The organism is Corallococcus praedator, from assembly GCF_003612125.1.
Lineage (GTDB): Bacteria > Myxococcota > Myxococcia > Myxococcales > Myxococcaceae > Corallococcus > Corallococcus praedator.
Genome location: NZ_RAWI01000653.1, coordinates 1 through 2952, shown reverse-complemented (window position 1 = coordinate 2952; position 2952 = coordinate 1). Strand labels below are relative to the sequence as shown.

Annotated in this window: 2 protein-coding genes and 1 pseudogene; 2 read left to right on the top strand and 1 reads right to left on the bottom strand. The window is 69.1% G+C overall.

Annotated elements, in window-relative coordinates; all coding sequences use genetic code 11:
* Positions 1-653, bottom strand: a 653-nt coding sequence (locus D7Y13_RS40420) for a site-2 protease family protein (protein ID WP_244222449.1), incomplete at its 3' end; no start/stop codon positions are given.
* Between the two features lie 107 nt (positions 654-760).
* Between D7Y13_RS40420 and D7Y13_RS40415 the strand changes: the two are divergent.
* Positions 761-2322 (top strand): annotated as a pseudogene (locus D7Y13_RS40415) (acyl-CoA carboxylase subunit beta).
* A 116-nt stretch (positions 2323-2438) separates the two neighbouring features.
* A partial coding sequence (locus tag D7Y13_RS40410; RefSeq protein WP_120631016.1) for a hypothetical protein occupies positions 2439-2952 on the top strand: 514 nt, incomplete at its 3' end.

Here is a 2952-nt window from a genome sequence, read left to right as displayed (position 1 = left end):
CGCTCCTGCGCGGTCCGTGCCCCTCGCACCACCCCCAGCCGGGGCGTCAGCGCCGCGCGCACGATGCGCCCCCCATCCATCGGGAACGCCGGCAGCAGGTTGAACACCCCCAGCACCAGGTTGAGCATCGCCAGCGTGAAGCACGCGAACTGCCACTGGAACGCGCCCAGGCCGTGCATCAGCCACGTCACCAGCCCCAGCACCACCGCCAGCCCCAGGCTCGTCAGCGGCCCCACCAGCGCCATCAGCGCCTCGTCGCGCGGCCGCTTCGGCGTCTCCGCCAGCTCCGACACCCCTCCGACAATCATCAGCGTGATGCCGTGCACCTCCCCGCCATGACGCAACGCATAAAACGTATGGGCCATCTCGTGCAGGAGCACCGACACGAAGAGGCCCACCGCCACGCCCAGGCCCCACAGCAGGGGGTGTCCGCCCAGGGTCTCCGGGGGCACCTCCGCCGCGCTCGCCGCCTGCCGGAACGCCGCGCCGAACGACAGGGCCAGGAGCGGCAGCGCCAGGAGCAGCGTGAAGTGGACGCGGATGGGAACGCCCCGGAACGAACCCACCTGGAGTGCACCTGGCCTCGCGTGCATCGTCGCCTCCCCGCTCCCCTGCCCCCCGGCGAAGGACACGGTGTCGGAAATCCTGAACATCCATCCCACCCCCTGCGGCTGCACGAAAAGCCCGCCCGTCCGCCCGTCCCTTTGGGAGCAAGGGAAGCGCTGCGACCGCCCCTGCAATCGTGTTAGAGCCGCCGGTCATGGACGCGACCCCCGAGAAGGATCCTCTCCGCGCACGGCTCCAGCAGATGGAGAAGCAGGCCGAGCAGGGCGGCGGTGCCGACCGCATCGCCAAGCAGCACGAGGCCGGCAAGCTCACGGCCCGCGAGCGCATCGACCTGCTGCTCGACCCGGCTCCTTCAGCGAGCTGGACAAGTTCGTCACCCACCGCAGCCACGACTTCGGCATGGGCGACAAGAAGATCCTCGGCGACGGCGTCGTCACCGGGTACGGCACCGTGGAAGGCCGGCAGATCTTCGTCTTCGCGCAGGACTTCACCGTGTTCGGTGGTTCGCTGTCGGGCGCCTACGCGCAGAAGATCTGCAAGATCATGGACCTGGCCACCCGCGTGGGCGCGCCCGTCATCGGCCTGAACGACTCCGGCGGCGCGCGCATCCAGGAAGGCGTGGAGAGCCTCGCCGGCTACGCGGACATCTTCCTGCGCAACACGCTGGCGTCGGGCGTGGTGCCCCAGATTTCGCTCATCCTGGGGCCGTGCGCGGGCGGCGCGGTGTACTCGCCCGCCATCACCGACTTCATCATGATGGTGAAGGACACGTCGTACATGTTCATCACCGGCCCGGACGTCATCAAGACGGTGACGCACGAGGAGGTCACCAAGGAGGCCCTGGGCGGTGCGCTCACGCACAACCAGAAGTCCGGCGTGGCCCACTTCGCCGCGGAGAACGAGCAGGCCGCCATCGCGATGACGCGCGAGCTGCTCTCGTACCTGCCCTCCAACAACCAGGAGGACCCGCCCGCGCAGCCGTGTGACGACGACGCGTTCCGCGCCGAGGAGTCGCTCAAGACGCTCGTCCCGGCGAACCCGAACAAGCCCTACGACGTGAAGGAGATTGTCCGCGCCGTCGTGGACAACAAGCACTTCTTCGAGGTGCAGGAGCACTTCGCCAAGAACATCGTCGTCGGCTTCGCGCGCATGAACGGCCGCAGCGTGGGCATCGTCGCCAACCAGCCCGCCATCCTCGCCGGCTGCCTGGACATCGACGCCAGCGTGAAGGCCGCGCGCTTCGTGCGCTTCTGCGACTGCTTCAACATCCCCCTGCTCACCCTGGTGGACGTGCCCGGCTTCCTGCCCGGCACCGACCAGGAGTGGGGCGGCATCATCACCCACGGCGCCAAGCTGCTCTACGCGTACGCGGAAGCCACCGTCCCGAAAATCACGCTCATCACCCGCAAGGCCTACGGCGGCGCGTACGACGTGATGGCGTCCAAGCACATCCGCGCGGACATCAACTACGCCTGGCCCACCGCCGAAATCGCGGTGATGGGCCCCGAAGGCGCGGTGAACATCATCTTCCGCGGCGAGCTGCAGAAGGCCCCGGACGCCAACGCCGAGCGCAAGCGCCTCACGGACGACTACCGCGAGAAGTTCGCCAACCCGTTCAAGGCGGCGGAGCTGGGCTACGTGGACGAGGTCATCCGCCCGGAGGAGACCCGCGCCAAGGTCATCCGCGCCCTGGAGATGCTCAAGGACAAGCGCCAGGAGAACCCGCCGCGCAAGCACGGCAACATCCCGCTTTGAGTCCCGGACCGTGCTCGCCCGCCCTCCTCCGCCCGGAGGGCAGGCGGGCATGGACACTTCTGGAAATTCTCAGCTAACGCCGGGGCTTTCACCGGGCCACCCAAGGAGCCCCCCGCGTGTCCCAGCAGCGACGCCTTGTCCTCTTCCTCTCCGACGTCGAAGGTAATCTCACCGCCCTGCGTCAGACGCTCAAAGGCGTGTGCGAGGGCCTGGACCTGCCCACTCCGGAGGTGAAGTGGGTGGAGGCCCGTCCGGACGCGCTCGCCGACGGCGGCTGGCACGTGGCGGAAATTCCGCTCGTGTCCGGCAAGACGTCCGGCAAGGTGTCCTCCCCCGAGGAGCACCTGGATGCGATGACGCAGGCCCTGTCCAAGGACTTCCGCGACCGCTCCATGGGCATGTACGTGGACCGCGAGCACAGCTACGCCCGCGTCTGCATGGCCGCCCCCAGCCGGCCGCCCAAGGCCATGGAGGGCGAGTACCTGGACGTCCTCCGGCAGGCCGCGCGCTGGCTGGATGTGGAGACCACCACCCTGGCCCGGCTCTTCAGCGGGAACGCGGCGCGCAACCTGCTGGCCGCGGCGGTGGACTTCGGCCCGGACGGCAAGCCGGTGGAGGCCCCCGCCCACC